This window comes from Nitratireductor sp. WH36-1 (assembly GCF_058725515.1).
The window spans coordinates 1,090,076-1,113,612 of sequence record NZ_CM178970.1; the positions used below are offsets into that span (position 1 = coordinate 1,090,076).

Below are 23,537 nucleotides of genomic sequence, written 5' to 3' on the forward strand. Positions count from 1 at the left end.
CGCATAGACTTCCTCCAGTATAAAGACAAACTGGTGCGGTGTCTGTCAAGGGGCGTGTTGAATGGCTGCGGGTTTCGTGGAACCCTCAACCCAATCAATAGTCCGGTTCGGGGAGGAACCGGAACAACAGCGGATCTACCGCTGACAGTGGGAGGTAAGCGACTTGGCGCATACAGACGCGTCTAAGGATACGTTCGCCAAATATCTGCTCTTGAACGCCGAGCGGTTCCGCGACCGGCCGTCCATGCGTTTCAAGGACTATGGCATCTGGCAGAGCTGGACCTGGGCAGAACAGCTTGAGGAGGTCCGGGCTTTCGCGCTCGGCCTGCAGAAAATCGGCCTGAAGCGCGGCGACAAGATCGCCGTCATCGGCTCCAACCGGCCAAGGCTCTACTGGACCTTTGCCGCCGCCCAGTCTCTGGGCGCGGTTCCCGTGCCGGTCTATGCCGATTCCGTGGCGGAAGAAATGGCCTATGTGCTCAACCATGCCGAGGTCACCTTCGCCGTGGTCGAGGATCAGGAGCAGGTCGACAAGGTTCTCTCCATCTCGGACGAGGTGCCGCTCCTGACCGAGATCGTCTATGACGAGGAGCGCGGCCTCAGGGATTACGACCACACCCATCTTCATGCCTATGACAGCGTGCGCGAAACGGGCATGCGCCGCTTTGCCGGGGAGCCCGAGGCGAATGCCGGCTGGCTGGCCGAGATCGGGAAGGGGCGCGGGGATGACCTGTCGGTCATTCTCTACACCTCCGGCACCACCGGCCGTCCCAAGGGCGTGATGCTGTCGAACGATAATTTCGTGCGCTCGGCCATCAACGGCAACGCCTTCGACAATCTGACCGAGAACGAGACGATCATCGCCTATCTGCCGCTGGCATGGGTGGGCGATCACCTGTTCTCCTACGCCCAGTCTTATACGGCGGGCTTCTGCGTTGCCTGTCCCGAAAGTCCGGAAACGGTGAACGAGGACCGACGCGAGATCGCGCCGACCTATTTCTTCGCGCCGCCGCGTGTCTTCGAGGCCATGCTGACCTCGATCATGGTGCGGATGGAAGATGCCGGAAAGCTCAAGAAGGGCATGTTCGACTATTTCCTCGCCCATGCCGCAAAGGTCGGTGAGCGCATTCTGAATGGCGAGCAGGTCGGGTTCGTGGACCGGCTGAAATACCGGCTCGGCGAATTCATGGTCTATGGCCCGCTGAAAAACCGCATGGGCTTTTCGAACATGCGGGTCGGCTATACGGCCGGTGAGGCCATAGGACCGGAGCTTTTCTCCTTCTACCGCTCGCTCGGGCTGAACCTGAAACAGCTCTATGGCCAGACCGAAGCCACCGTCTACATCACCGCGCAGGAAGACGGAAAGATCCGGCCCGACACGGTGGGGTTGCCATCGCCCGAGGTGGAAATCCGCATCGCCGAGAGCGGCGAGGTGATGTATCGCTCGCCGGGCGTTTTCGTCGGCTACTACAAAAACGACGAGGCAACCCGCGAAACCAAGACCGAGGATGGCTGGGTGCACACCGGCGATGCCGGTTTCTTCGACACCGACGGCCAGCTCAAGATCATCGACCGGGCCAAGGATGTGGGCAAGCTCGCCTCGGGCGCGCTGTTTGCGCCGAAATACATCGAGAACACGCTAAAATTCTTCCCCGACATTCAGGAAGCGGTGGCGTTCGGCCATGGGCGCGAATTCTGCGCAGCCTTCATCAACATTGACCTGCAGGCGGTCGGCAACTGGGCCGAACGCAACAACATCGCCTACGCGTCCTATCAGGAACTGGCCGGGCATCCGCGCGTCTATGAGACCATCGCCGCGCATGTGAACGAGGCCAATCGCAGGCTCGCCCGCGAGCCCCTGATGGCGGCCTCGCAAGTCAAGCGCTTCCTCGTCCTGCACAAGGAGCTGGATGCCGATGACGGCGAGCTGACCCGCACCCAGAAAGTGCGCCGCAAGTTCATCGCCGAGCGTTACGGCGAGCTGATCGAGGCGCTCTACGATGGCTCGACGGAGAAGTTCGTGGAAACCCAGGTCACTTATGAGGATGGCCGCAAGGGCGTCATCCGCGCGACGGTCAAGATCGTCGATGCCGAGATCCATGAGGGTCCGGTCGAAAATGTCCGGGAGGCTGCCGAATGAACCCGCGCCCCGATCCCAATGAGCTCACCGCGCCCGATGACGGCATTGCCAGGGGCGGTGTGCTTCTCGACGTGAAGAATGTCTCGCTTTCCTTCGGCGGCGTGAAGGCGATCACCGACATTTCGCTGAACGTTCTGAAGGGCGAGATCCGCGCCATCATCGGTCCCAATGGCGCCGGCAAGACCTCGATGCTCAACGTCATCAACGGTTTCTACACGCCGCAGGAAGGCACCATCATCTTTCGCGGCAAGGAGCGCCGCTCCATGAAGCCGCATCAGGCGGTGGGGCAGGGCATCGCCCGCACCTTCCAGAACGTGGCTCTCTTCAAGGGCATGTCGACGCTCGACAACATCATGGCCGGGCGTTCGGTCAGGATGAAGCGCAACATTGGCTGGCAGATGCTCTGGCATGGGCCTGCGCTGCGCGAAGAGATCGAGCATCGCGAGAAGGTCGAGGAAATCATCGACTTTCTGGAGATCCAGCACATTCGCCGCACACCGGTGGGCAAATTGCCCTATGGCCTGCAAAAGCGCGTCGAGCTTGGCCGCGCACTCGCCATGGAGCCGACCCTTCTTCTCCTCGACGAGCCCATGGCGGGCATGAACCTCGAGGAAAAGGAAGACATGAGCCGGTTCATCATCGACGTGAACCAGCAGCGCGGCACCACGATTGCGCTGATCGAGCACGATATGGGCGTGGTCATGGACCTGTCCGACCGCGTGGTGGTGCTCGATTACGGCAAGAAGATCGCCGACGGCCCGCCTGACGAGGTGAAAAACAATCAGAACGTGATCGACGCCTATCTGGGCGTCCCGCACTAGGCGGCGAGGGGAGGAACGTATGGAATTCTTGAACGATGTTCTGGTGCAGCCCTTCGCCGATATGGCTGCGGCTCCCGATTTCCTGCTTCAGGTGCTCTGGGAAGGGCTCGTCGGCGGGGTGCTTTACGCGCTGATCGCGCTCGGCTTCGTGCTGATCTACAAATCCTCGCGCATTTTCAATTTTGCCCAAGGCATCATGGTGGTGTTTGCCGCGCTGACGCTGGTGGGCCTCTATGAAAAGGGCGTTCCCGCCCTGTTGGCGCTGCCGCTCACGCTCGTCGTCATGCTGATCCTTGCGATGACCATCGAGCGCGTGGTGCTTCGGCCGCTGGTCAACCAGCCCGACATCATCCTGTTCATGGCGACCATCGGCATCACCCTGTTTTTGATCGGCTTCGGCGAACTGATCTTCGGCGGCGAGAACAAGGTGATGATCACCGAGCAGCTCTTCATCCCGACCGGCAGCATTGTGTTCGAGCCGTTTGGCGGTTTCGTCTCTATCGAGGAAAAGGATTTGACGGCGGTCATCGGAGCCATGGTTCTCGTGGCGGCTCTTCTGGTCTTCCTCAACAAATCCAAGATCGGCCGGGCCATCCGCGCGCTTGGCGATGACCATCAGGCCGCGCTGTCCGTCGGCATTTCGCTGTCCACCATCTGGGTGATCGTCTGGTTCATCGCCGGTGTCATCGCGCTCGCCACGGGCATTGTCTGGGGCGCGCGGGCCGGTGTGTCCTTCGCGCTGGAGGTCATCGCCTTCAAGGCGCTGCCGGTGCTCATGCTCGGCGGTCTGGAAAGCGTGATGGGCGCGATCATCGGCGGGCTGGCCATCGGCATTCTGGAAAAGGTCTTCGAGATCTACTGGGGCCAGCCGCTGCTTGGCGGCAACACCGAAGCGTGGTTCGCCTACATGCTGGCGCTGCTCGTGCTTCTCTTCCGCCCGCAGGGGCTGTTTGGCGAAAAAATCATCGAGCGGGTGTAATCCATGTTTTACCGCACAGCAGGCCAGTTCAAGACCAGCTACGAAGCCGATCACGCGCTGTTTCCGGTGCGTCAGGATGCGATCCTGCTCGGCGTCATCCTGATCTTCGCCTTCGTCATCTTTCCGTTCACCGCAAGCGAGTTCGCGTTTCGTGCGCTCCTGATCCCGGTGCTCATCTACTCACTGGCAGCCCTCGGCCTCAACATCCTCACCGGCTATGCGGGGCAGCTGTCGCTCGGCACCGGCGCATTCATGGGCGTGGGCGCCTATGCCTGCTACAAGCTCGTCTCAATCTTTCCGGAGATGAACATCGTCGTGGCGATCGCGCTGTCGGGCTTCTTCTCGGCGGCCATTGGCGTGCTGTTCGGCCTGCCATCGCTGCGCATCAAGGGCTTCTATCTGGCCATCGCCACGCTGGCGGCGCAGTTCTTCCTTGTCTGGCTGTTTCAGAAATGGGCCTGGCTCTACAATTACAATGCCTCCGGCGCGATCCAGGTGCCCAATATCGATCTGTTCGGCATCACGGTCGCGGGGCCGCGCGCCACGGCCATGGCGCAGTATTATTTCGTTCTGTGTGTGGTCTGTGCGATCACCTTCTTCGCCATCAACATCACGCGCGGCCGTATCGGGCGCATGTGGAAGGCGGTGCGCGACATGGACATCGCCGCCGAGCTCGTGGGCATCAACCTGATGCGCACCAAACTGATGGCCTTCTTCGTGTCGTCCTATGTGGTGGGCATTGCCGGGGCGCTGTTCGTGTTCCTGTGGCGCGGCGCGGCGGAAGCGAACCTGTTCGACATTCCGCTCTCGTTCCGTGTGCTGTTCATCGCCATCATTGGCGGGCTTGGCTCGATCCTCGGCAATTTCCTCGGCGCGATCCTGATCGTGGCGCTGCCGGTCATCATCAGCAGCGTGCCGGGGGCCTTCGGCATCCCGGTCGATTCCGCCATGGTCGAGCACCTGAACATCATGATCATCGGCGCGCTCATCATCGCCTTCCTGATCATCGAACCGCACGGTCTGGCGCGTTTCTGGGCCATGATCCGCGAAAAGTTCATTCTTTGGCCCTTCCCGCATTAGGCGGGCAGGGGGCATCAAACGGGGATTGTTCGCCCCTTCCTTTTGAAGAACGGAACAAGTGGAGGAGACAGTATGAAGAGAATGCTCAAAACTGCGATCCTGTCGTCGGCGCTCATGATGGGCGTTGACATTGCCGGGCCTGCCATGGCGCAGGACGATAGCATCTACATTCCGAACCTGGCCTACCGCACAGGCCCGTTTGCGGCCACCGGCACGCCGCTGATGAACGGTCAGCGCGATTACATCACCCTGCTCAACGAACGTGATGGCGGGCTGAACGGCGTCAAACTCGAATATGACGAGTGCGAGACCGGCTACAACACCGAAAAGGGCGTCGAATGCTACGAGAAGACCAAGGCGCGGGCCGTGGTCACGCAGCCCTGGTCCACGGGCATTACGCTTCAGGTTCTGCCGAAATCGAATGTCGACAAGATCCCGATTCTGGCTCCCGGCTATGGCTTCTCGCCGATGGCCGACGGCAAGGTGTTCCAGTGGGCCTACAATCCGCCATCGTCCTACTGGGATGGCGCGTCGATGATCCTGAAGAACATTTCCGACGGCAATCTCGACAGTCTCAAGGACAAGAAGATTGCCTTCCTGCACCTCGATCACCCCTTCGGCAAGGAGCCCATTCCGCTGCTTGAAGTGCTGGCCGAGAAGCATGGCTTCGAACTGGTGCCGATCCCGGTCGGTCTGACCGAGATGCAGAACCAGTCGGCGCAGTGGCTGCAGATCCGCCGTGAGCGTCCGGATTTCGTGGTCATGTGGGGCTGGGGCGCGATGAACGCCGGCGCCATCACCGAAGCCGTGAAGACGAAATATCCGATGGATCAGTTCGTCGGCGTCTGGTGGTCCGGCCATGATGGCGACCTGAAACTGGTTGGCGAACAGGGCAAGGGTTATCGCTCCATCTCGTGGAGTGTGCCGAATTCCGAAGCGCCGCTGATGGCCGACATCAAGAAACATGTCGTCGATGCCGGCAAGTCGCAGATCAACCAGTCCGAGGGTGAGTTCGACTCCGTGTTCTATCAGCGCGGTCTGATGATCTCCGTGATCCTGGTCGAAGGCATCAAGGCCGCTCAGGAAGAGTTCGACGTGCGCACGCCGAGCCCGGAGCAGCTGCGCTGGGGGCTGGAGAACATCAATCTGGATGAAGCCCGCCTGAAAGAGCTGGGCGCGGATGGCATGCTCGTGCCCTTCAGCACCTCCTGCTCCAACCACACGGGCCATGGCGGCGGCTGGATGCTGCAGTGGGACGGCGCAAAGTTCGTCAAGGCGTCCGACCTCCTGACGCCCGACCGCGCCGAGATCGAGCCGCTCGAGCTTGAAAGGGCCAAGGAGTATGCCGAGGCGAATGCGCCCTGGCCGGTCAATGAAGAGTGCAAGATGTAGCACCTTCTGCCGCCGCTCCCCTTCAATGCCCCGACGGGGAGCGGCGATCCGCTCAAACAGGACATGCAAGCATGACGACCACAGCGCCAGCATCACCGGCAGAAGCCGCAGAGCAGATCCTTGAAGTCAACAATATCGAGGTGATCTACGATCACGTCATTCTGGTTTTGAAGGGCGTTTCGCTCTCGGTGCCGCGCGGCGGCATCACGGCCCTTCTGGGGGCCAATGGCGCCGGCAAGACCACGACGCTGAAGGCGATCTCCAACCTGCTCCACGCAGAGCGTGGCGAGGTGACCAAGGGGTCCATCCTGTTCGGTGGCGATGAGGTGCAGAACCTCTCGCCCAATGATCTGGTGCGCCGGGGCTGCATTCAGGTCATGGAAGGGCGGCACTGTTTCGGCCATCTCTCGGTCGAGGACAATCTCCTGACCGGCGCTTTCACCCGTCGCGACGGGCAGGCCGCGATCCGCGAGGACCTCGAACTCGTCTACACTTATTTCCCGCGCCTCAGGGAGCGGCGCAACTCGCAGGCCGGTTACACATCGGGCGGCGAGCAACAGATGACGGCGATTGGCCGGGCGCTGATGTCGCGCCCGAAGATGATCCTGCTTGACGAACCCTCCATGGGGCTCGCGCCGCAGCTGGTCGAAGAGATTTTCGAGATCGTCAAACAGCTCAATGAAGAGCAGGGCGTGTCGTTCCTGCTGGCCGAGCAGAACACCAATGTGGCGCTGCGCTATGCAAAATACGGTTACATTCTGGAATCGGGACGCGTGGTGCTGGATGGCGAGGCCAAGGCCCTGCGCGAAAACGAAGACGTGAAGGAATTCTACCTTGGCGTCGGCGGCGAGGGACGGCGCTCCTTCCGCAATGTGAAGCACTACAAGCGGCGCAAGCGCTGGCTTTCCTGACGCCCGGGCTGGCTTTTCTCATCTGGCAGTGAGATTGCGCGCCTCCATTGCGGCGGTGTGCCGACGATTTGTTCCAAAAAGCGTACCGATTGGGCCAAAACGGTTCTCCCAAACCGTTTGAAAGCGCATCTGGCTGTTTATCGGGCAAACCTCCCATTGCCCTTGCGCCATCTTTTCGCTATCTCCCAAGACCAATTCTATTCCGATGGGGTTTTTGTGATGGCAGAGAATATGCCGGCCGGACCGGCCGAAACGGGCGCAGAAATGGACTACGCCGAGCACGAGAAGACCTACAATCTCTTCCTGGCCGTCATCAAATATTCAAGCCTGGTGATCGTCGCCATTCTGGTGGCCATGGCTTTTGGTTTCTTCACCCCTGCTGGCTTTTTCTCCAGCACCGTTCTCTTCATCCTCATCACTGCGCTGGGTGTCTGGCTGCTGCCCTGAAGCAGTCATCCGCTACAACAAACGGGGCTGCCGCCGCAGCTCCGTGACCGGGAGGACGGTCCAACCGAAAGGATATGACGGTGGGACAAAGCATATTTGTGCCTAAAGAAGTTGACGTTACGGAAGGTCGCGTTGCGGTCTCTCCCGAAACGGTCAAACGGCTTGCTGGACTGGGTTTCGACATTGTCGTCGAGAAGAACGCAGGCGAGCAGTCGCGTATTGTCGATAGTGAATTTGAAAAAGCCGGAGCGAAAATCGGCAAGGCATCCGATGCCTCGAAAGCCGATGTCGTTCTGAAGCTGCGGCGTCCGACGCCGGCCGAAGTCAAAACCTACAAAAAAGGCGCGCTGGTTCTCGCCAGCATGGACCCTTACGGCAATGAGGGCGACGTTGCGGCCATGGCTGCTGCGGGCGTCACCGCCTTTGCCATGGAGTTCATGCCACGCATCACGCGCGCCCAGTCCATGGACGTCCTGTCCTCGCAGGCCAACCTTGCCGGTTACCGCGCGGTGATCGACGCAGCCGCCGAGTATGATCGTGCGCTGCCGATGATGATGACCGCCGCCGGCACCGTTCCGGCTGCCAAGGTGTTCGTCATGGGTGCTGGTGTTGCCGGCCTTCAGGCCATCGCAACCGCGCGCCGTCTGGGCGCTGTCGTCACCGCCACCGACGTTCGTGCGGCTGCGGGCGAGCAGGTCCAGTCGCTCGGCGCGAAGTTCATCATGACCGAGGCGCTGAAGGATGCTTCCGGCGATGGCGGTTATGCCCGCGAGCTGACGGATGAAGAGAAGAAGGCCCAGGCCGAACTCGTCGCCGAACACATCGCCAAGCAGGACATCGTCATCACCACGGCGCTCATTCCGGGCCGGCCCGCGCCGCGCCTCGTCAGCACCGACATGGTCAAGTCCATGAAGCCGGGCTCCATCATCGTCGATCTGGCGGTCGAGCGTGGCGGCAATGTGGAAGGCGCGAAGGCGGGTGAGGTCGTCACCACCGCCAATGGCGTGAAGATCGTCGGCCACCTCAACGTGCCGGGCCGTGTGGCCGCTTCCGCCTCGCTGCTCTACGCGAAGAACCTCTACACCTTCCTTGAGACCATGGTCGACAAGGAGAAGAAGGAGCTCGCCGTCGACATGGAAGACGAGCTGGTGAAGGCCACCATGCTCACCCATGACGGCAAGGTGGTTCATCCCAATTTCGTCGACACCGTAAAGCCGGTGGCCAAGGCGGCCGCGCCCAGGAAGGCGCCGGCCCGCAAGCCCGCAGCCAAGGCTGCAGCAGGCGCGGCGACGAAGAAAACAGCGGCCCAGAAAACGGCAGCAAAGCCTGCTGGCGCGTCCAGCGCTGCCGACAAGCCTGCCGCAGCCAAATCGGGGGGAGAATCCTGATGGAACCAACCGCACTAGAAAAGGCGCTCGACCAGCTCGACAGCGCCGGGGCGAGCGTTCGCGCCGCCGTTGAAAGCATGCAGTCGGCCGAAGTCGCCGATGCAGCCAGCGCACTCGCGCATGCCGCATCCGGCGGGGCGATCGACCCGTTCGTCTTCCGCTTCGCGATCTTCGTGCTGGCGATTTTCGTCGGCTATTACGTTGTCTGGTCGGTGACGCCGGCGCTGCACACGCCGCTGATGTCGGTCACCAACGCGATCTCCTCGGTGATCGTGGTCGGCGCGCTGCTCGCCGTGGGCATCTCCGCTTCCGGGCTTGCCACGGGCTTTGGTTTCATCGCGCTCATCCTGGCGTCGGTGAACATCTTCGGTGGCTTCCTCGTGACCAGCCGCATGCTGGCCATGTACAAGAAGAAGGACAAGTGACGTGAGCGCCAATCTTGCCTCCTTCCTCTACCTCGTTTCCGGCATTCTCTTCATCCTCGCGCTGAGGGGCCTGTCGCATCCCACCACCAGCCGTCAGGGCAATGTCTACGGCATGGTCGGCATGGCCATCGCCATCGGCACCACGCTGCTCTACGCAACGCCCTCCTTCGGCGGGTTCGTGCTCATCGTGCTCGGCCTCGCCATCGGCGGCGGCATCGGCGCGGTGATTGCAAAGCGCATCGCCATGACCGCGATGCCGCAGCTCGTGGCCGCCTTCCACTCGCTGGTCGGTCTGGCCGCCGTGATGGTTGCCGCCGCGGCGCTCTATGCGCCGGAAAGCTTCGGCATCGGCACGCTGGGCGCGATCCACGCGCAGGCGCTGGTCGAGATGTCGCTGGGCGTTGCCATTGGCGCGATCACCTTCACCGGCTCCATCATCGCCTTCCTGAAGCTCGATGGCCGCATGTCCGGCAAGCCGATCCTCCTGCCCATGCGCCATGTGGTGAATGCAGGTCTGGCAATCGCGCTGGTCGTTCTGATCGTGCTGCTCGTCACCACGCAGAGCACCTCGATCTTCTGGCTGATCGTGATCGCCTCGCTCGTGCTCGGTGTGCTCATCATCATCCCGATCGGCGGCGCAGACATGCCGGTCGTCGTGTCCATGCTCAACTCCTATTCGGGTTGGGCCGCAGCCGGCATCGGCTTCACGCTCGGCAACCTCGCGCTCATCATCACCGGCGCGCTGGTTGGCTCTTCCGGCGCGATCCTGTCCTACATCATGTGCAAGGGCATGAACCGCTCCTTCATCTCGGTCATTCTCGGCGGCTTCGGCGGCGAGACGGCAGCGGCTGCAGACGATGGCATCGAGCGCACGGTCAAGCAGGGTTCGGCAGACGATGCCGCCTACCTGATGGCCAATGCGCAGAAGGTCATCATCGTGCCCGGTTACGGCATGGCCGTCGCCCAGGCGCAGCATGCGCTGCGTGAGCTGGCCGACAAGCTGAAGGAAGCCGGTGTCGAGGTGAAATACGCCATTCACCCGGTTGCAGGCCGCATGCCCGGTCACATGAACGTTCTGCTCGCAGAGGCCCAGGTGCCTTATGACGAGGTGTTCGAGCTCGAAGACATCAACTCCGAGTTCGCTCAGGCAGACGTTGCCTATGTCATCGGCGCGAACGACGTGACCAACCCGGCCGCGCGTGACGACAAGACCTCGCCGATCTACGGCATGCCGATCCTCGATGTGGACAAGGCGCGCACCTGTCTCTTCGTCAAGCGCTCGCTCGGCTCCGGCTATGCCGGCATCGACAACACGCTGTTCTACAAGGACGGCACGATGATGCTGCTGGGCGACGCCAAGAAGATGACCGAAGACATCGTCAAGGCGATGGATCACTAGAGCAATTCCAGGAAAAGTGGGAACCGGTTTCCCGCCCGGAAATGCGCAAAGACAATGAATGAGTGCAGTTCCAGGAAAAGTGGAAGCGCTCTGGACAAAAGAAAGCCCGGCTTGAAGCCGGGCTTTTTTTATTGGTGCCGGGTGGGGCCGGGAGGTCTCACTCGGCAGCAGAGGTCGAACGCAGCTGGAACTCGCTGACGCCAAGGGCGACGTTGAGCCCGGTCTTGCCCTCAAGGCTCACCGGCTGCAGCATCAGGCTCTCGCTTTCCTTGGTGACAAGGATGTTTGCACCCGCACCCAGGCCTGCTGCGATCTCCGCGCTCACGCCGGCATAGTCGCCCTCAAGCGCGCCCGGCGCATAGGCGTCCGCCGTCGGGGCCAGAACCAGCCACTGCATCTGCGTGGCGTCCTTCACGCCCACATCGATGCCGAACTTGTTCACCACGCCCACATAGGTCTCCGGCGGGCGCTCGTCGCCAGCGGGCTCGAAGGTGCAGGCCAGTTCCTGGGAAGAGGCGATCACAACCCCCGCGCCGCCTTCGATCACGCAGTCCAGAACGCCGACCTCGACGCGCTCCTGCGCAAAGGCAGGCGCTGCGGCTGCGGCGGTCAGGGCGGAAGCGAGAATGATTGCTTTTTTCATCACTGGAACTCCTTTTTCGTCCGGCCTCACAACCCGTCACGAAAGAGAAGGTTCCAGATTAAATTTGGTGACCATACGTCAACGGCCCGCGCGATGGCGGGCCGTTGAAAGAAGATCAGCAGTCTGCGAGTGGGTGAGAATCAGGCGCGGGTGCGCGCCAGACCATCGCGTGCGGGAATGTAGTCCGGATCGAGCTGAAGGGCGCGCGAATAGGACTTGGCAGCCTTCGCCCTGTCGCCGCGTTTCTCATAGACGAGCGCCTGGTTTGCCCAGCTCTCCGCCACGTCCTTGTCGAGGCGAATGGCCGTGTTGAAGTCGGAGAATGCGTTCTCGTCGTCGCCTTGGGCGAGGTAGGAGAGGCCGCGGCCATTGTAACCATAGGGCTGATCTGGCGCGAGCGAGATCGCCTTGGCGAAATCCTCGATGGCGAACGGATGCTGGCCCGTAGCCTGATAGAGAAGGCCGCGACGGTAATAGGCGCGCGGGTCCGTCGTATCGAGCTGGATCGCACGCTCCAGATCCGCCAGCGCATCCGTGCTGCGGCCGGCCAGGCGATAGATTTCCGCGCGGCCGATATAGGCGGTGTCGTAATTGGGATCGAGCGAGATCGCCTGATTATAGTCCGCCAGCGCCTGCTGGTCGTTGCCCATATAGCGGTGGATCAGCGCGCGATTGGCATAGGCGTTTGGCGAGCGCGGATTAAGCGAGATCGCCTTGTCGAAATCCTTCAGCGCCTCCTGATAGCGCCCTGCACGTCCGTAAGCCGCGCCACGCATATTGTAGGCTTCGGGCTCGTTGGGTGTGCGGTCGATGACCGAGCTGAGCGACCCGATGTTCTGCGCAGAACCCTGAGCCGTATCCACACGGCTGATGTCCGTCGCCGGATTGGAGCCGGACTGGCAGGCGGCCAGCGGTAACAGGGCCGCCAGTGCGAGGCCGGCAAGTCCATGGCTGAGGGGGCGGGAACGCATGCGGCTGGGCCTCATGTCAGGGGGGCTCATGTCACGAGGGCTCTGGGGGCTGGGCGAAGGCGCTGGGAAAAAAGTCATGGCTTTTAATGCCATAACCGAAGTGTCAAACCAAGCCATTGCCGTCCTCATGCAGAACTCCCATCCTCGTGCAGAGATATATGTAAGCAAAAACGCGGCGCGACCACAGGGTCGAACCGCGTTCGATACAGACAGAAATCGTCGAAAGATGGGCGCTGTTAGCGTGCGCCCGGACGACCGCCGACCAGACCTTCGCGCTGGGCGCGCTTGCGGGCCAGCTTGCGGGCGCGGCGAACGGCTTCAGCCTTTTCGCGGGCGCGCTTTTCCGACGGCTTTTCGTAATGCCCACGCATCTTCATCTCGCGGAAGATGCCTTCGCGCTGCATTTTCTTCTTCAGCGCGCGAAGCGCCTGATCAACATTGTTGTCGCGGACGAGTACCTGCACGTGGGTTTCCTGTCAGAACGTTGGTCTTCTAATTTTCAAAAGTGAATTCTGGTTTCCTCCGCCCATGGGCAGAGGTTTCCGCAGCCATATTCTGCCACGAATAGCGCTGGCTCATACCAGAACGGTATATTTCTGTCGAGCGCTTTCTTTCGCATTTTTTCCGGAAGCGCTCAACTGGCAGTTCCCGTTAACGTAGAGAAAAGGAAAGAGCACTACACAGGCGTGTCTTGTATATTGGAGTATATCGACATGTCGGAGAAGTATGGGCGGGCCGGCACTGGCTTAAAAACCAGCGTGATGAGGCTCGGTTTCGGCATGGCCGCTTTCGCATTGGTTGTTGGCTCGGCCGTCTATGGCGAACTCATCCATGGATATGGCCTGCTGCGCAAGGGGGATCCGGACTTCACGCCCTTCGGTCGCGCCCGGATTGGCATTTCCTTTCTGGCTGCACTTTTTCTTTTCATCGCGTTGAAGCCTGTCATGCGCACCCTGGAGGTCGTTCGGGGCGAGCGGGCGCAGGCGTTCTGGGGCATTGGTGTCGCTGGTGGGTTCCTTCTGGCGGTCGCCGCCGCCGTTCATTTCGTTCCCACCTCGTTGAATGATTTTGTGCGCGAGATGCAGCCGCTGGGCATGGCGACCGAGGTTCTGCTCATTGCGGCAGTCATCAGCTTCCTCGTTGCGGCCTGGCGGTCGCGCAGCGTGCGCGGCGCGCGCCTTCTCGGTGTCTTCCCGCCATGTCTCGTGCTGGCCGGCATGGCAGGCGTGGTGTTTCTCATTCTGATGGAGGAGATGTCCTGGGGGCAGCATTGGCTGGGCTGGGGTACGCCCGATCTCTTCAGCAAGAACATCCAGAACGAAACCAACATCCACAATTTCTACACCTACCAGTTCGAGGCCATCTATTACACGAGCGCGATCTTCTGCTTCGTGGTCCTGCCCTGGTGCTGGCCGCGTGGTGCGGGCGGTTTCTTCGGTCAGGTGGAGCCCTATATCCCGCCGCGCATCTCCGCGCTTTTCGGGCTGCCCGTGGCGTCACTGATGTTCGAATCCTGGAACATCGTGCCCTATCAGGTCTGGTTCTTCCTCGGGCTGCTGATCTGTCTCGATATCGTGCGCCAGCTCAAATCCTCCGAGCTGCGCCTTGCCGCCATCGCCCTTGCCGCCATCTATGTGTTCTCCAAGCTGGTGTTCATCATTCGCGGCGTCGACATGGTGGATGGATATGAGCTCTCCGAGGTGCGCGAGCTCTATATCTCGCTTCTTTTCCTGGCCTATGGCTGTCTGCTGGCGAAGCGTTTTCGCCGGCAGGCAGAGGGCCATTACCTGACCGCATGAGAACGGGTCTTCTTCGGCGCAAAATTTGACGCAAAACGGCAAGCGCCGTCGCAATCAGCGCAAGCCATTGCGCGGGATTTCGTTACTGCTAGGCTGTGTCTGAACGCGCCCGGCTGCGGCGCGCTGCCTGCATTGCGGAGAGGCCCATGCGCAAATATTCCGTCTTCGCCATCGCCCGCGAGGCCATGCGTGGCCACAAGGGCTGGCCGGAACAGTGGTCCTCTCCCGAGCCGAAGAAGAGTTACGACGTCATCATCGTTGGCGCCGGCGGCCATGGGCTCGGAACGGCCTATTATCTCGCAAAGGAGCACGGCATCACCAATGTCGCCGTGCTGGAAAAGGGCTGGCTCGGCGGCGGCAACACGGGCCGCAACACCACCATCATCCGCTCCAATTATCTCTATGACGAAAGCGCGGGCATCTACGATCATTCCGTGAAGCTCTGGGACGGGCTTTCGCAGGATCTGAACTACAACGTCATGTATTCGCCGCGCGGCGTGATGATGCTGGCGCACAATGTGCACGATGTGCAGGTGTTCAAACGCCATATCCACGCCAACCGGCTGAACGGCGTGGACAATGAGTGGCTGACGCCTGAAGAGGCGAAGGCCTATTGCCCGCCGCTCAATATTTCGCGCGAGGCGCGCTATCCGGTCATGGGGGCTGCGCTGCAGCGGCGCGGCGGCACGGCCCGCCATGATGCGGTTGCCTGGGGCTATGCGCGCGCTGCCGCCGCGCGCGGCGTCGACATCATCCAGAACTGCGAGGTCACCGGCATCAATCGCGGGCCAGACGGGGCCGTCACCGGCGTGGAGACCACGCGTGGAGCCATCGGCGCGAAGAAGGTGGGCGTCGTTGCCGCCGGTCATTCCTCGGTGCTGATGCAGATGGCGGGCGTTCAGGTGCCGCTGGAATCCTACCCGCTTCAGGCGCTTGTGTCGGAGCCGATCAAGCCGGTCTTCCCCTGCGTGGTCATGTCCAACACGGTCCACGCCTATATCTCCCAGTCCGACAAGGGCGAACTGGTCATCGGGGCGGGCACCGATCAATACACCTCCTACTCACAGACCGGCGGGCTGCACATCATCCAGCACACGCTCGACGCCATCTGCGAGATGTTCCCGATCTTCACCCGCATGAAGATGCTGCGGTCCTGGGGCGGCATTGTCGATGTCACGCCCGACCGCTCGCCCATTCTCGCAAAAACGCCGGTCAGCGGGCTCTATGTGAATTGCGGCTGGGGCACGGGTGGCTTCAAGGCGACGCCGGGCTCGGCGCATGTCTTTGCCCACACCGTCGCGCGCGACGAGCCGCATCCCGTCAACGCGCCCTTCACGCTGGAACGGTTCCGCAATGGCCGGCTCATCGATGAGGCGGCTGCTGCCGCCGTGGCGCACTAGCGCATCGGCCCGAAAATCGGAAACGATCTTCGGAAAGCACGATGCGCAGGTTCAACAGGACAGAGCGTCCTTTGTGCGTCCGAATGGACGTCCGGCGCTCTAAACAAGGGGATCACATGCTTCTCATTCACTGCCCCTATTGCCAGGAAGACCGGCCGGAACTGGAGTTCCGTCATGCCGGCGAGGCGCATATCGCCCGTCCAGAAAACATGGCCGAAATGTCTGACGAAGATTTCGAGCGGTTCTTCTTCATTCGCTCAAACCCCAAGGGCATCGTCTATGAACGCTGGCGGCACATCCATGGCTGCGCCCGGTTCTTCAACGCCGCGCGCGACACCGTATCGGACCGGTTCCTGACGACTTATAAGGCAGGCGAGCCTAAGCCCGGTATCGGCGGGGAGGGCAAGTGATGACCCAGCCTTTCCGCATCGCCACCGCTGGCCGGCTCGGCAAGGCCGATCCCGTTCGTTTCACCTTCGATGGCAAGTCCTTCGAGGGGCTGCATGGAGACACGCTTGCATCGGCCCTGCTTGCCAATGGCGTGCATCTTGTCGGCCGCTCCTTCAAATATCATCGCCCGCGCGGCATGGTCTCCGCCGGTGCGGAAGAACCCAATGCGCTGGTCGGCGTTCACCGTGATGCCGCGCGCAGGGCGCCCAATGTGCGGGCCACGGTTCAGGAAATCCATGAGGGGCTCAACGCGGTGTCACAGAACCGCTGGCCCTCGCTCTCCTTCGATGTCGGTGCGCTCAACGATCTGGCGTCGCCCTTCTTCTCCGCCGGGTTCTACTACAAGACCTTCATGTGGCCGAAGGCTGCCTGGGAGCGGGTGTATGAACCCTTCATCCGGCGCGCCGCCGGTCTTGGCGAAGCGCCCGGCCGGCCCGATCCGGATTGTTATGCAAACCGTTTCGCCCATTGCGACGTTCTTGTCATCGGCGGTGGGGCTGCCGGGCTTTCGGCAGCGCTTGCTGCCGCCAATGCCGGTGCGCGCGTCATTCTGGCCGACGAACAGGCGGAAACGGGCGGTGCTCTGCGCTATGAGACCGGCGCGATGATCGACGGCATGCCCGGCTGGAACTGGGCGCAGGCCGTGACGGCGGATCTCGCCGCGCGCGACAATGTCCGGCTTCTCACCCGCACCACGGGTTTCGGCTATTACGCGCAGAACATGGTGGGGCTCGTCGAGCGGCTGACCGATCATCTGGTCAGTCCGGCCACCGATCAGCCGCGCGAACGGCTCTGGCAGGTGCGGGCGAAGCGGGTCGTGCTCGCCACCGGTGCCATCGAGCGGCACATGGTGTTTCCCGACAATGACAGGCCGGGCATCATGCTGGCGTCCGCCGCCCGCACCTATCTGAACCATTTCGGCGTCACGGTGGGGCGCAATGTGGCGATCTACACGGCCGGGGACAGTGCCTGGCAGGCTGCTCTGGACCTGAAGCGTTCCGGCGTGAGCATTGCCGCCATCGTCGACTGCCGGCCCGATCCGCAGGGGCCGCATGTGGAAGAGGCCCGCCGGCTTGGCATCGAGTGCCTGACGGGGCACGCCGTCACCGGCACGGGCGGGCGGCTCAGGGTTTCATCCATAAAGGTACGACCGGTTTCCGGCGGCGCGGAGCGCACGATCACCTGCGATGCGCTTCTGACCTCGTCTGGCTGGACGCCGGCCGTCCACCTCTTCTCGCAGTCGCGCGGCAAGCTGGCCTTCGATGCGGAAACACAGCGTTTCCTGCCGGGCAATGCCGTGCAGGAACTGGTCTCGGTCGGCGCGTGTGCGGGCAGCATCGATCTTGGCGAAACCGTCGCCGAGGCCCTGAAGGCCGGGCATGAGGCCGCCGGTGGCGTGGCCCGCAAGCTGCCAAAACTTGCCGCCGACAGCACCGAGCGCTGGTCCGGCGGCATGCTGGGTGCGGGCGAGGGGGCCGGAGCCGAAAGCACGGCCAAGGCTTTTGTCGATTTCCAGAACGATGTGACCGCGAAGGACATCCGCCAGGCGGTGCGCGAGGGCATGCGCTCCATCGAGCACGTCAAGCGTTTCACCACCACCGGCATGGCGACCGATCAGGGCAAGACGTCCAACATGCACGGGCTCGCCATCGCCGCCGAGATGCTGGACCGGCCCATCCCCGAAGTGGGGCTCACCACGTTCCGCGCGCCCTACACGCCCGTCACTTTCGGTGCGCTTGTGGGGCACGGCAAGGGCCGTCTGTTCGAGCCGGTGCGGCGCACGCCCATGCATGACTGGGCGGAGGCGCACGGGGCCGTGTTCGAGGATGTCGGCCAGTGGAAGCGCGCATGGTATTTTCCGCAAGCCGGTGAAGACATGCATGCAGCGGTTGCCCGCGAGTGCCGCACGGTGCGCCAGAGTGCGGGCATTTTCGACGCCACCACGCTTGGCAAGATCGAGGTCGTCGGGCCGGATGCCGCGCGCTTCATGGAGCTGATGTACACCAACCCGTGGCAGAAGCTCGGCGTCGGGCGCTGCCGCTATGGCGTCATGCTGCGCGAGGACGGGTTCATCTATGATGACGGCGTGGTGGGGCGGCTCGCCGAAGACCGCTTCCACGTGACCACCACGACCGGCGGCGCGCCGCGCGTGCTCAACCACATGGAAGACTATCTCCAGACCGAGTTCCCGGATCTGAAGGTCTATCTGACCTCCACCTCGGAGCAATGGGCGGTGATCGCCGTTCAGGGGCCGAAAAGCCGCGACATCATCGCCCCGCTGGTGGAAGGCATCGACCTCTCCGACGATGCGATGCCGCATATGTCGGTGCGGGAGGGGATGATCTGCGGCGTTCCCACGAGGCTTTTCCGCATGTCGTTCACCGGCGAGCGCGGTTTCGAGATCAACGTCCCGGCCGACTATGGCCGCGCCGTGTGGGAGGCCGTCTGGGCGGAAGGCGAAAAGCACGGGGCCTGCGCCTACGGCACTGAAACCATGCATGTGCTGCGCGCCGAAAAAGGCTTCATCATTGTCGGGCAGGAGACCGATGGCACCGTAACGCCCCACGATGCGGGGCTTTCATGGGCCATTGGCAAGAAGAAGACGGATTTCGTCGGCATGCGCGGCCTTGCCCGGCCGGATCTTGTGGCTCCCGGCCGCAAGCAGCTCGTGGGCCTCAGGACGCGCGACCCGAAAACCGTTCTGGAAGAGGGCGCGCAGATCGTCGCCGATCCGGACGCCCCGGTTCCCGTGCCCATGCTCGGCCATGTCACCTCCTCCTACTGGTCGGAGAATTGCGGCCATTCCATCGCGCTGGCGCTGGTGGCAGGCGGACATGAACGCATGGGCGAAACCCTCTATGTGCCGATGCCCGATGGCGCGATCGCGGTGGAAGTCACCTCCACGGTTTTCTTTGACGAGCAGGGAGCGCGCACCAATGGCTGACACAATCGCCCGCACAGGCGCGCTCGAAGGGCGCTTTCTCAATGATGAAGGCATCACGCTGGTGCGTGCGGAGCCGGCCACGCGGCTTTTGCTTCGCGCACCCGAAACGGCGCTAAAGCCGCTATCGAAGGCGCTCGGGCTCGACCTGCCGCAGCGCCCCAAAGCGTCGGTTTCAGGCGGCAAACGCGCAGCGCTTTGGCTCGGTCCCGACGAATGGCTGGTGATCGATGAGAATGGCGGCGACCTGATGGAGGACTGCGCCTCTGTCAGCGCGTTTCACTCCGCCGTCGATGTCTCGCACCGCAACACGGCGGTGCTTGTCTCCGGCCCGCGTGTCGAGGCCGTGCTCAATGCCGGTTGCCCGCAGGATCTCTCGCTTGACGTCTTTCCCGTTGGCGCATGTTCACGCACGGTGTTCGGCAAGGCGGAGGTCATTCTGTGGCGCACGGAGAGGGACGCTTTCCGTGTGGAATGCTGGCGCTCCTTTTCCGACTATGTCTTCATGCTTCTGGAGGCAGCCTCGCGCGACCGGTAATCGCTGAAGGATTGGAACCGGACGGGCTGTCTCGTCATTGACCCTGAAAAGGGATGATCTCGATGCAGCCTGACCCCAAGAAGCCAAAACCTGAAACCGAAAGCGAACGCGCGGCCAGGGAAGAAGCCCTGGAAGAAGGGCTTGAGGATAGTTTCCCGGCAAGCGACCCGGTCTCCGTCACACGCACGACCCGCACCGGCGCACCTGCCGAATTCGCCACAAAGCCGGCGCGCAGAAAGCTGGATGACGAGGAACTGGAAGAGGAGCTGGAGGAAGGTCTCGAAGACACCTTCCCGGCCAGTGATCCCGTTTCCGTCACCTCGACCACCCATACGGGCCGTCCGAGGCGGGATGACTAATCTCCTGCCCCAACCTCGCGGGCGAGCCGCCAGGCAGCAGCAGCGCCAAGCACGGCCAGCGGCAGGAAGCTAATGAACACCCAGATGGCCACCGGCTGCATGGCTGCCGGCGTTTGCGCCTCTGCGAAGCCCGCCAAGTTGGCGATGATGCCCGAAAGGGCTGCCCCCAGCGCGAAGGCGATCTGCTGCGTGGTCGGCATGGCGGCCGATGCGCTGTCGCGCTCGTCTCCGGGCGCTGCCGCGACCACACGGCGGATCAGAAAGCCCCACATCATGCCGAAGCCCGCGCCCTGCGCGATCGACAGAAGCACGATGGCTGAGAGCGGTCCCTCCGCCATCAGCGGACCGAGCAGGGCAATCGCCAGCACGATCAGCAATGCGCCACCCTTGATGACCCGCACTTCGCCCTTTGCGCCCACGCCGGCAAACACCATCGCCATCGTGCTCCAGGCCACCGCTTCGGCTGCCATCACATAGCCCGCGCCCAGTGCCGACATGCCGTGAATGCGCTGCAGGAAGAATGGCCCGTAGACGGTGAAGGACATGATGGCCGTTCCGAGCGCCAGATTGGCGATGAAGCCGCAGCCAACCACCGTGCGCGGGTCGAAGGCGCGGGTGGGGAACATTTTGTCGGTCGCGCGGCTGCCGTCACGCTTCAGGAACAGATAGAAGAGCAGCGCGCCCGCCGTCACCAGCGGCAGCGAGATGCCGGGCGTCACATAAATGCCGGCGGTCGCGACCGCCAGTACGGCGAGTGACAGGAGCGCGAGCCGCACCACCGGAAAGCGCTGCGCCGCTTCCGAGGCCCCTTTGGTCGGGCGCATGAACAACGGCACCAGAACCGCCAGCAGAACCGCCTGTATCGCGAAGGTCCAGAAGCCCCAGCGCCACAGGCCCATATCGGCGAAGAAACCACCGATCATCGGCCCGCAAAAGGCGGATGCGCCCCATATGGCCGACATCAGGGCGATCAGCCGCGGCCACATCTCTTCCGGGAAAAGGCGCTGGGTCGCCACATAGGTGAGCGCCACCAGAAGACCGCCGCCCACGCCCTGGCCAAAACGGCCAAGCAGCATGGCTGGCATGTTCGGGGCGAGCGCGCTGATCACGCAGCCCACCGTGTAGATGAGCGCTGCGATCACGAAAGCGCGGCGCAGGCCCGCCGCCGAGGCGATGAGTGCGGCAGCCGCCGCCGAGATGATGGAGCCCAGCAGGTAGAGAGACAGTGTCCAGCTCACCAGCCGGTCGCCACCGATTTCCGCCACCGCAGCTGGCATCGCCGTCGCCACCAGAAGCGTGTCGGCGGCGTGTAGCCAGATGCCGAGACATAAGAGGGCGAACTGCCCCAGTTGGCCGGTTTGCGAGATGGCAGCCCAGCCGGAATTGCCGGGCTGTTGCCCGGTGTCTGTCGTGCTCATGATGTGCCTCGTCTGGTGCGCCGGGCCGAAAAGCGGCATCCGGCTTTCAAATGTTCAGTCGTCTGAACGGGCTTCTATGCGGTAGGCGCAGCGCCGCGCGCCCGCCAGAATGTGGTCCGTGCGCTCCACCCGCGTCTGCGGGCCGAGCACGGTTCTGAAAACGCTGAGTTCGGAGCGGCAGAAACCCTGGCAGGCCGTCGCCGCAGCGCAGATCGGGCAGTGGTTCTCGATCAGGAGAAAGGCCCCGTCTTCGAGCGCCTCCACCTCCGCCATATAGCCTTCGCGGGCGCGAATGCGGGCCAGTGCGGCCACCCGGTCCTTCAGGTCGTCCTGTGTCCCCAGCGCGCTCTCATAGGAATGCTGCATGGTCTGCTCGCGCTGGCCGATCAGGCGGTCGAGACCTTCCTCGCCAAACAGGCGACGGATCGAGCCGATCAACTCCAGCGTCAGGTCGGAATGGCTGTCGGGAAAGCGGCCATGGCCCTTTGCCGTCAGCCGCCACACGCGCTCCGGGCGGCCCGGTCCGCGCGCTTCCTCCTGAAACTGCACCAGCGCTGCATCCTCCAGCCGGGCGAGCTGTTTGCGCGCGGCAACCGGCGAGATTGCGAGATGATGTGCAAGACGCTGCGCGGTCATGGCCCCTTTGGTCTTCAGGGCAAAAAGAACGCGTTCATCCGCCGTTTCCGGGGCGGCTTCAGGCTGGGCGGGCAGGATCGAGGCAGTCATGGCGAGTCTCCAGTCGACAATTGAATAACCTAATGGTTTCTTTATTGTCAATTCCACCTTGTCACTTTCCGCGATGCGTGGCATCCATCGCCACGTGGGGGCGCAGAACTTGATTCTTCGCCGTGAACCAGATTACGCGCTTGTCCAGAACCAGTCTCCCGAGCGACGACGCTCACCTTTCCGATGAACAGCGCCATGCGCTTCTTCAGCGGCACGGAAATTTCGTGCTGGCCTATTCCGTCGCGCATCAGCCCGACATGCGTTATTTCGGCAGTGAGCATGGCGCCATCGCCTATCGCATGGTGGGCCGTACGGCCTATGTGCTGGCAGATCCGCTCGCCCCGCGCGCACTCTGGTCCGATCTGATTGATGCGTTTGTCGCCGTCCGGCCGGACGTCACCTTCTGGCAGATATCGCGCCCCATGGCGGAGCTGCTTTCCACCAAGGGCTTTTTCGTCAACGCGCTCGGCATCGAAAGCCTGATCGACCTCGATACATACAGTTTCACCGGTCCCAGCCGACGCAGTTTTCGCACCGCGACCAACCGCTTCGAGCGCATGGGGCATCGCGTTGCCGAAGTGCCCGTGGCCTCACTGGACCCGAAACGCGTTGAGGCCATTTCGCTCGGCTGGCGGCGCACCCGCACCACCAAGCGGCGCGAACTCTCTTTTCTCGTGCGACCGATCCAGCTTCGCGACGAACCGGATGTGCGAAAGTTCTTCATTCTCGACGAGAACGACCAGCCGGTCGCCTTCGCTTTCTTCGACCCGCTTTATGAAGATGGCAGGCTGATCGGCTATTTATCGGCCACCCGCCGCTGGCTGCCCGATACCGATCCGCTGGCGGCCTATTTCCTCGTTCGCCGTGCGGTGGAAACCTTTCAGGCCGAAGGCGTGCCGAAGCTCTATCTGGGCCTCATGCCGTTTCACAAGATCGAGGATCAGGAGTTCCAGAAGGACTGGCTCACGCGCCGCGCCTTCCGGTTCATCTACACAAACCCGATCGCCCAGAAACTGGTTTACCCGACCCAGTCGCTTGCCCGGCACAAGGAAAGCTATGGCGGCGAGGCGCGTGAAACCTGGTGTGCGCTAAACACGCCGCCATCCCTGCCGCGTCTGCTCAAGCTTGTTCGGGCGTGCGGGGTCGTTTGATCCCGCAAGGCCACGTGCGATCCTGAATGGTTCTGTTCTCTGGGTTTTTAGAGAAAAACACAGGATAATTGCCGTTCAGCAAAGTCATTTCGTGTCTTGTCGTGAGCCTGACGTGTCTATCATTGACAAGTTAGCCGGCGGCAAGCAGAAACGGGAGGC

General features: G+C 62.4%; 22 protein-coding genes. 17 read left to right on the plus strand and 5 right to left on the minus strand.

Translation table 11 applies throughout. The annotated features are described in order from the left end of the window. Positions 1–163 precede the first annotated feature (163 nt). From AC4PTT_RS05215 to AC4PTT_RS05260, 10 genes are all read left to right on the plus strand, one after another. Positions 164–2,140, plus strand: coding sequence for an AMP-dependent synthetase/ligase (locus tag AC4PTT_RS05215; protein WP_492162230.1), 1,977 nt, complete (start codon positions 164–166; stop codon positions 2,138–2,140). Then, on the plus strand, positions 2,137–2,961 hold the full coding sequence (locus AC4PTT_RS05220; RefSeq protein ID WP_113152973.1) for an ABC transporter ATP-binding protein: 825 nt from the start codon (positions 2,137–2,139) through the stop codon (positions 2,959–2,961). The genes AC4PTT_RS05215 and AC4PTT_RS05220 overlap by 4 nt, the downstream gene beginning before the upstream one ends. A 19-nt stretch (positions 2,962–2,980) precedes the next feature. Further along, positions 2,981–3,940 carry a branched-chain amino acid ABC transporter permease gene (locus tag AC4PTT_RS05225; protein ID WP_206544211.1) on the plus strand — a complete coding sequence of 320 codons (960 nt, stop codon included), beginning with the start codon at positions 2,981–2,983 and terminating at the stop codon, positions 3,938–3,940. Between the two features lie 3 nt (positions 3,941–3,943). Beyond that, positions 3,944–5,020: a branched-chain amino acid ABC transporter permease gene (locus AC4PTT_RS05230; RefSeq protein WP_113152971.1), complete on the plus strand. Its 1,077-nt coding sequence runs from the start codon at positions 3,944–3,946 to the stop codon at positions 5,018–5,020. A 72-nt stretch (positions 5,021–5,092) separates the two neighbouring features. After that, the gene (locus tag AC4PTT_RS05235; RefSeq protein ID WP_492162231.1) at positions 5,093–6,412 is read left to right on the plus strand and encodes an ABC transporter substrate-binding protein; all 1,320 of its coding nucleotides are present in this window, start codon (positions 5,093–5,095) and stop codon (positions 6,410–6,412) included. Between the two features lie 71 nt (positions 6,413–6,483). Further along, a complete protein-coding gene (locus tag AC4PTT_RS05240) occupies positions 6,484–7,323 on the plus strand; it encodes an ABC transporter ATP-binding protein (protein WP_206544209.1) in 840 nt (279 codons plus the stop codon). Between the two features lie 219 nt (positions 7,324–7,542). Then, on the plus strand, positions 7,543–7,770 hold the full coding sequence (locus AC4PTT_RS05245; RefSeq protein WP_113156012.1) for an aa3-type cytochrome c oxidase subunit IV: 228 nt from the start codon (positions 7,543–7,545) through the stop codon (positions 7,768–7,770). A gap of 80 nt (positions 7,771–7,850) precedes the next feature. Beyond that, complete coding sequence (locus AC4PTT_RS05250; RefSeq protein WP_492162232.1) at positions 7,851–9,158, plus strand: Re/Si-specific NAD(P)(+) transhydrogenase subunit alpha; 1,308 nt, start codon at positions 7,851–7,853, stop codon at positions 9,156–9,158. Beyond that, a complete protein-coding gene (locus tag AC4PTT_RS05255) occupies positions 9,158–9,583 on the plus strand; it encodes a proton-translocating transhydrogenase family protein (RefSeq protein WP_113152968.1) in 426 nt (141 codons plus the stop codon). The genes AC4PTT_RS05250 and AC4PTT_RS05255 overlap by 1 nt, the downstream gene beginning before the upstream one ends. A gap of 1 nt (position 9,584) precedes the next feature. Then, positions 9,585–10,982 carry an NAD(P)(+) transhydrogenase (Re/Si-specific) subunit beta gene (locus AC4PTT_RS05260; RefSeq protein WP_113152967.1) on the plus strand — a complete coding sequence of 466 codons (1,398 nt, stop codon included), beginning with the start codon at positions 9,585–9,587 and terminating at the stop codon, positions 10,980–10,982. A gap of 157 nt (positions 10,983–11,139) precedes the next feature. Here the strand turns inward: AC4PTT_RS05260 and AC4PTT_RS05265 are convergent, their stop codons facing one another. The 3 genes from AC4PTT_RS05265 to rpsU form a co-directional block, all read right to left on the minus strand. Further along, complete coding sequence (locus AC4PTT_RS05265; RefSeq protein WP_113152966.1) at positions 11,140–11,625, minus strand: DUF992 domain-containing protein; 486 nt, start codon at positions 11,623–11,625, stop codon at positions 11,140–11,142. Positions 11,626–11,765: 140 nt separating this feature from the next. Further along, positions 11,766–12,596, minus strand: coding sequence for a tetratricopeptide repeat protein (locus AC4PTT_RS05270; RefSeq protein ID WP_162742200.1), 831 nt, complete (start codon positions 12,594–12,596; stop codon positions 11,766–11,768). 236 nt (positions 12,597–12,832) lie between these two features. After that, positions 12,833–13,060, minus strand: a complete 228-nt coding sequence (gene rpsU, locus AC4PTT_RS05275; protein WP_007008828.1) for a 30S ribosomal protein S21 — start codon at positions 13,058–13,060, stop codon at positions 12,833–12,835. A 249-nt stretch (positions 13,061–13,309) separates the two neighbouring features. Between rpsU and AC4PTT_RS05280 the strand changes: the two genes are divergently transcribed. From AC4PTT_RS05280 to AC4PTT_RS05305, 6 genes are all read left to right on the plus strand, one after another. Next, complete coding sequence (locus tag AC4PTT_RS05280) at positions 13,310–14,395, plus strand: hypothetical protein (RefSeq protein WP_492162233.1); 1,086 nt, start codon at positions 13,310–13,312, stop codon at positions 14,393–14,395. A 146-nt stretch (positions 14,396–14,541) separates the two neighbouring features. Then, positions 14,542–15,795: a sarcosine oxidase subunit beta gene (locus tag AC4PTT_RS05285; protein WP_492162234.1), complete on the plus strand. Its 1,254-nt coding sequence runs from the start codon at positions 14,542–14,544 to the stop codon at positions 15,793–15,795. Between the two features lie 116 nt (positions 15,796–15,911). Continuing rightward, the gene (locus AC4PTT_RS05290; protein WP_206553738.1) at positions 15,912–16,205 is read left to right on the plus strand and encodes a sarcosine oxidase subunit delta; all 294 of its coding nucleotides are present in this window, start codon (positions 15,912–15,914) and stop codon (positions 16,203–16,205) included. After that, the gene (locus AC4PTT_RS05295; RefSeq protein WP_492162235.1) at positions 16,205–19,189 is read left to right on the plus strand and encodes a sarcosine oxidase subunit alpha; all 2,985 of its coding nucleotides are present in this window, start codon (positions 16,205–16,207) and stop codon (positions 19,187–19,189) included. Before AC4PTT_RS05290 ends, AC4PTT_RS05295 begins: the two co-directional genes overlap by 1 nt. Continuing rightward, on the plus strand, positions 19,182–19,724 hold the full coding sequence (locus tag AC4PTT_RS05300) for a sarcosine oxidase subunit gamma (RefSeq protein WP_206544204.1): 543 nt from the start codon (positions 19,182–19,184) through the stop codon (positions 19,722–19,724). Before AC4PTT_RS05295 ends, AC4PTT_RS05300 begins: the two co-directional genes overlap by 8 nt. A 62-nt stretch (positions 19,725–19,786) precedes the next feature. After that, entirely contained in the window at positions 19,787–20,083 is a 297-nt protein-coding gene (locus AC4PTT_RS05305) for a hypothetical protein (RefSeq protein ID WP_206544203.1), read from the plus strand. Here AC4PTT_RS05305 and AC4PTT_RS05310 read toward each other — a convergent pair. Further along, positions 20,080–21,501, minus strand: a complete 1,422-nt coding sequence (locus AC4PTT_RS05310; RefSeq protein ID WP_492162236.1) for an MFS transporter — start codon at positions 21,499–21,501, stop codon at positions 20,080–20,082. The genes AC4PTT_RS05305 and AC4PTT_RS05310 overlap by 4 nt on opposite strands. A 54-nt stretch (positions 21,502–21,555) precedes the next feature. Beyond that, positions 21,556–22,227 carry a helix-turn-helix transcriptional regulator gene (locus AC4PTT_RS05315; RefSeq protein ID WP_492162237.1) on the minus strand — a complete coding sequence of 224 codons (672 nt, stop codon included), beginning with the start codon at positions 22,225–22,227 and terminating at the stop codon, positions 21,556–21,558. A 140-nt stretch (positions 22,228–22,367) separates the two neighbouring features. On the opposite strand from AC4PTT_RS05315, the gene AC4PTT_RS05320 reads away from it, so the two are divergent. Next, positions 22,368–23,378: a DUF2156 domain-containing protein gene (locus AC4PTT_RS05320; protein WP_206547821.1), complete on the plus strand. Its 1,011-nt coding sequence runs from the start codon at positions 22,368–22,370 to the stop codon at positions 23,376–23,378. Positions 23,379–23,537 lie beyond the last annotated feature (159 nt).